Origin of the sequence: Methylocaldum sp. (assembly GCF_039794385.1) — a bacterium.
Lineage (GTDB): Bacteria > Pseudomonadota > Gammaproteobacteria > Methylococcales > Methylococcaceae > Methylocaldum.
Genome location: NZ_JBDIVO010000277.1, coordinates 1 through 6,087, shown reverse-complemented (window position 1 = coordinate 6,087; position 6,087 = coordinate 1). Strand labels below are relative to the sequence as shown.

Annotated in this window: 2 protein-coding genes; both read left to right on the top strand. The window is 61.5% G+C overall.

The window, feature by feature from the left end; translation table 11 throughout:
* The coding region (locus ABJK70_RS18535) for a putative Ig domain-containing protein (RefSeq protein ID WP_347258730.1) at positions 1-1,009 on the top strand (1,009 nt) is incomplete at its 5' end.
* An 82-nt stretch (positions 1,010-1,091) separates the two neighbouring features.
* Positions 1,092-6,087: DUF6531 domain-containing protein (locus ABJK70_RS18530; RefSeq protein WP_347258729.1), on the top strand; the 4,996-nt coding region annotated here is incomplete at its 3' end.

Below are 6,087 nucleotides of genomic sequence, written 5' to 3'. Positions count from 1 at the left end.
GAGCTTTACCGACCACAGCGCCGACACCGGCGTGGAGCGGTCCACCGCCACGGCTTACCTCGCCTTACAAGCAGCCGCGGCCGCCGGACTCGCGCCGGCCGGTACCGATACCGCTTTGGCGCAAGCCGCCGCCTTCCTGCAAAATCGGCAAGCGGCTGACGGCAGTTGGAACGGGGACGCCTACGAAACGGGACTCGCCTTGCGGACCTTTCCGCCGACCGTGATGGCCGACAGCGACGGCGACGGCATTCCCGATGCGGTCGAACCCTTGGTGGGCACCGACCCCAATCAGGCCGACGGCTGGAAGCTGCTGCCGCAAAACGGCCTGACCGCAACGCCCAATCCCACTAAGCTGCGCGGCAACCCGATTGCGACGGAAGCGCTCGCCGAGGCCGCTTTTTCCTATCCGCTGTCGGCGGCCGGCGGCACGCCCGGCTACACCTGGTCGCTTGGCGGCGGGCATCTGCCGCCCGGCATCGCGGTGAGCGCCGCCGCGCCTTGGTCTCTTTCCGGGACGCCCGCGGCGGCCGGTTCCTATCCCTTCGTGTTGAACCTCAGGGACAGCCAAGGTATTTCCGTGGCGGTGCCGGGCTACTTGCGCGTGATCGCCCAGAACGACACGACAACGGACACGGACGGCGACGGTGTCCCGAGCTTTTTCGAGCTGCGCGACGGCCTGAATCCGCTTGCCGCCGATACGGACCTCGACGGCACCCCCGACAGCATCGAATGGACCAATTATCCCGCGTATTGGGATACGGATCAGGACGGCATGCCCAACGTCTGGGAATTGGCCCATGCGCTGAACCCCTATGATCCGAGCGACGCCGCGCTCGATCCCGACAACGACGCGCTCTCGAATGTCGGGGAATTCACCCACGGCAGCGATCCCGACGTGGCCGACAGCGATCACGATAATCTGGCCGACGGTGCTGAAGTTCAAATCGGGCGTAACCCGGTCGTCAACGAGCCGGCCGTGATCAGCATCATTTCCACGCTGCTGCTATAGCCGGCGGGGCGAACACCCCCGATCAGGGGGCGCCCCGCTCGCCGGCGGCTGTGTACGGATGCGTTCTTGGAGACCATAACAAATGCAAAATAAAGCGCCGTGGGGGACGTTTCGACTCTCGATCATCGCCATCTTGGTCGTTGTAATGATTGCGGCTTTGACCTGGTTTGCCGGTGGTGAAAAATCCGTCGATTCCGAAACGTCGGCATCGAATGCCGAATCGATAAAGGCCAAGCCACCGAAGCAATACTCGCCGCGCACCGGCGCGGCGATGCCGGATTTCGATTCCGCCGCGGAGACTATTTCGGCTGCTTACATTGGGGACGGTGAGCCCGGCGATACCGAAAACTGGTCGAAAGGCATCGCGAGTGAAAACAGCGATACCCAACGGTTGCTTACCGAACTCGCGCAAGCCCCAAGCGATAGGGAGCCAGAGTTAAGGACGGAGTTGGAGCATAAACGAGACGGCTTCCGTGCCTACCGTTCTGAAATCGAAGGCTGGCTGGCCGGCCGAGGCTTGGAAAATTCGGGGCTCGCGGAACAGGTACGCGAGCGCTTCGATCGGCTGGATCGCGCTCTGGACGCCGCACTCGGTGCCCAGACCGCCGGCGAACGGCATCAGGCCTTGGCGACCCTGCAAGGCCTCCTGCAGCAACTCCAAGCGCCGCCGGTTGAGGTGCAGACCCAGCCCCAGCCGACCTTCACCCAGCAGGAGCCGACAAAACTCACGACCGACGATATCCCGAACGCCCCTCCGCCTGCCTATGCCGCACCGATAGGAAATGCCGGGGCTCGTGTCGAACCTTCGGGCCATTCGAAGAAGCTGGCCGAGTCCGTCGACAAGCTGATGGATGCGTTAGGGATAGGCACGGCTCAAGCCGCCCCGCCTTCGGCCGCGGCGCCCGAAGCGGTGGCTTGCGGCTATCAGGCGGCGGATCTCGGCAACGCCCTGCCGGAAATCAATCTGAACGATCCGGACGTGTTGGCCCTCGCCGAGAAATTGCAGTATTCGCCGGTCAAGATTTACGAATACGTCAAGAACCAGATCGAATTCCAGCCTTACTTCGGCTCATTGAAAGGTGCTTCCGCGACCTTGGTGAGCGGCTCCGGCAACGCCACCGATCAAGCTTCGCTGTTGATTGCTCTGCTGCGCATCGCCAAGATTCCGGCCCGGTATGTCTACGGCGAAGTTGCGTTCCAATACAGCGATCCGCGTATGCTGGACTGGTTGGGCGTAAAGGCTGTGAATGGAGCTTGGTCCAGGTTGGGTGTTGGGCAGATACCAAAGGAACTGCTGCCGTCCGGCCGGATTAGCTTTTCCCACGTATGGATCGAAGCCTGCGTGCCCTATGGCAATTACCGCGGCTCGCGCAACGACAATAGCGGGTTCCATTGGATTCCGCTGGATCCGAGCTTCAAGGAGATGACCTACACGAACGGCACGACCGTTGCCGATATTCCAGGCTTCAGCTTCGACTACAACGCGTATTTGAGCAAGCGCACGACCGTCATGCCTCAGGAAGCGCTGAAGGATCAGATGGAAGCGGCGCTGGGGACATCGCTCGTGCACGGCGGCGGATATCGGGGCGCCATCCTGCAACGGAACATCGACGTGTTGCCCAGCACGCTGCCTTACGACGTCCTGAATTTTAAGGATTGGGGGAGCGGCCAGTCCGAAACCGCGGTGTTGCCGGATACCCACCGCTACTTTGCCCAGTTCACGGTGCTGAATCAATCCGGCACTGCCTTGGCGCCAACACTCAATCGGCCGATGGCCGAACTCGCTTCGAGCCGATTGACCCTGTCCTTCGTGCAAACCAACGCATCGAATACCGCCGCGGGCAACGTCGCGGCCTGGCAGTTCGGAACGGCGATGGAGGTGCCTTGTGCGACTACCTCCAATTATCAGCAGACCTTGGTCCAGCCGGTTTTCAGGCGGGACGGCGTGGATATTACGCCCGCCGGAACCCGCACGGCTGTGGGTTTCTGCACCCGCAGCAACCAACTGACAATACGTCTTTCGCTCAATAACGTCACGATCAATCAGGTTCAATACTGGAACATCGGAGCGTACAACTACCATGCGCTTCAGGTCTACGCCTTTCATGCGTCCGACGACCTGATCGAAGCGCGCTCGGCGAAGCTACTCGACGCCGTCGAAACCACTGCGAATCCCAACACTCGGATGGACGACACGCTCGGCGAATACCTCCACATTGCCGGGCTGAAATATATGGACTACATCACCGAGGCGGGAAAAACCGTGGGACGGCTCTACGGCGAGACCGGCGACAGCGGCAATCACATCGGGCTCACGTCCACGGCGATGAAGGTGGAGTACGTGTTCGACCTGCCCTTTGCATTCTCGCGCAAAGGACTCCTGGTCGATGTGCCGGGCGGCAGCCTTCGCTCTCGGAACATCGTCACCGGTGCCGCGAATTACAACAATTACTTGTTGGCGGGTTATTCCGCTTCTGCCTACGAATCGTACATTTGGCAGGAACAGGCCCACGTGGACGCCGTCAGCACCATCCGCGGCCTGCAGTTCGCCAATGATACCGGCCTGCCCGTAGTGGCCCTGACGGGCAGTGCGGATGTCGATACCCAATTGAATATCGGCTGCGCGACTTCGCCGATCAACCTGAACTATTCAACTGCTGTCAAAAACAGCTTAAAGAATCTGTTTGCGCAAGGCTATTTCAAAATCACCCTACCACGGTGCCTGATCAATTACGACGGCTGGGCCGGCGCCGTGTGGGTGGCGGAAAAGGCCACTCTGGACGGTAATCAAAATCTGCAATCGGCTAGTACCAGCTACACGATTTCCGGCGATTACACCACGGCCCAAGGCGGTTATTCCCTAGCAAGGCCGATTAGCAATTACTTTGATCAAGCGTTGGGCACCGGCTTTCGATCGGTCTTTACGCCCACGATTGCGACGTCCCTGACAGTAGGCCCAGTCCCTAACAGCAACATCAAAATCGACACCCCGCATTTCGGACCGGGCAGCAATACGGGCTATGTAGCCGGAAAAACAAACGTTGGCGGCGATCCCGTCAACCTGGTCTCCGGCAATCTCTACCATCCGGAGCGGGACTTGGCCATCCGGGGGCGAGGGGGACTCGACATCGTATTCGAGCGCACCTATAACTCGAACGTCCGCAAGGACGGCCCCTTGGGTTTCGGCTGGACGCACAGCTTCAACCATCAGCTGCAGTTCTTCGATGAGAATGCGAACGGGACTGTCGACACGGTGATTTGGGTCGACGGCTCGGGCTCGGCGAGCCGTTTAAGCGTCGCAGGCACGGCCAGCGGCGTGCCGTTGAATGCGACCTTAACGCCTCAAACGGGTCTCCGCGTCACCGCGAAACGGGAAGCCAACGGCGAATACAGCCTGAAGGAAAAATCCGGGCTGGTGTTCTATTTCCAGAACATCCCCGGTACGGCCGGCCAGACGGCGAAACTGGTTCGCGTGGTCGACCGCAACAACAATGCCTTGAGTTTCGGCTATAGCGGCGCGAATCTCTCCACCGTCGTCGACGGGATCGGGCGCACGCTTCGGTTCTGGTACGACAACGGCGGGAGCCATATTACCCGCATCACCGACTGGGCAGGGCGCACCTTCCGCTACACCTATGACGGCCGCGGCGATCTCGTCAAATTCGAAAGCCCGGAGGTCGTCGCGGGGCGTCGCGGTAGTTCGACGGCCTACACCTATTACACCGCCGCCGATGGCACCAATCTCGATCATGCCCTGAAGACCTACACGCGGCCGAACGGCAACGGCATGAGCTTCGAGTATTACGCCAACGGCAAGACCTTCCGGCATACCGACAGCCAGGGACATACCTACACCTTCCGGTACAACAAATTCCGCCGGGAAACGACCACCGTCGACGAGCGCGGAGTGAGCCAGACCTATCTTTTCAACGAATGGGGGCAACAGCTCCAGCACCAGCAAGGGGACGGCTCGCGGCTGGTCTACGAGTACCAGGATACGGCCAACCCCCTCAACGAGACGCAGCGGCGCGATGCGCTCGGCAATACGATCCGGTACGCCTACGATGCGTCGGGCAACGTGACCACGATGACCCTGCCCGACGGCAGCACCGTAACCTACGAAGGCTACAACGCCTTCCACCTGCCGACCAAGACCAAGAACGCCAACGGCCATTACACGCTGTACCGCTACGACGCCCGCGGCAACCGCACGGAGGTCATCGCCCTGAAGCCGGGCGTCAACACCGCGACGCCCACGCCTTCGCAAATCGCCGCGTGGACGATCCATACCTACGACGCGGCGGGCAACCTGACGCGCACGAAGCGCGTGCGGGATTTCACCACCCAGGAAGGTCCCTACGTCGAGTTCGGATACGACGCCTCGGCGCTCAACCCCACATCGATCAAGCGCTGCGGCTTGCAGCAACTGGGTGAAGCCACGTTAGCCGACCGATGCACCAACGCGAGCCAAGCCTTCGATGCCTTGGGGCGTCCGACCGTCGCCGTGGACGCGCGGTTCTACCCGGCCGAGACGCGTTACAACGACGACGGCCAGATCACACGCGCGACCGATGCCCTCCGGCAATGGCGCGACTTCGCCTACGACAATAACGGCAACCCGATCGGCGCCAGCCTGATCGCCTTCGACGGCAACGGCGTCTACGGGCTTCTCCAGCAGGACGTCGTGGAATACGATGCCCTCGATCGGCCCGTGGTCCGCCGCAATACCGCCGGGCACGCGACCCAGTTCACCTACGACGAAGTCGGCAACGTCCTCAAGATCACCAACCCGGACGGCTACAGCGTCCGGTTCGAATACGACGCCCTCAACCGGCCGACCCGGGCCTTCGACCAACAGGGGAACGCGGTCGTCACCGAGTACGACATCGGCGGACGGCCCATCCGGGTGACCGATCCCAACGGTCTCGTCACCCAGTACGCCTATTACGACCAGACCCAGAACGGGCGGCTGAAGCGGCTGACCGGCCCCGACGGGCGTTATACCGACTACTTCTACGACCAAAACGGCAACGTTACCCGGACCGTGGACAACGGCGGGCGCGAGACTCTGACCGAGT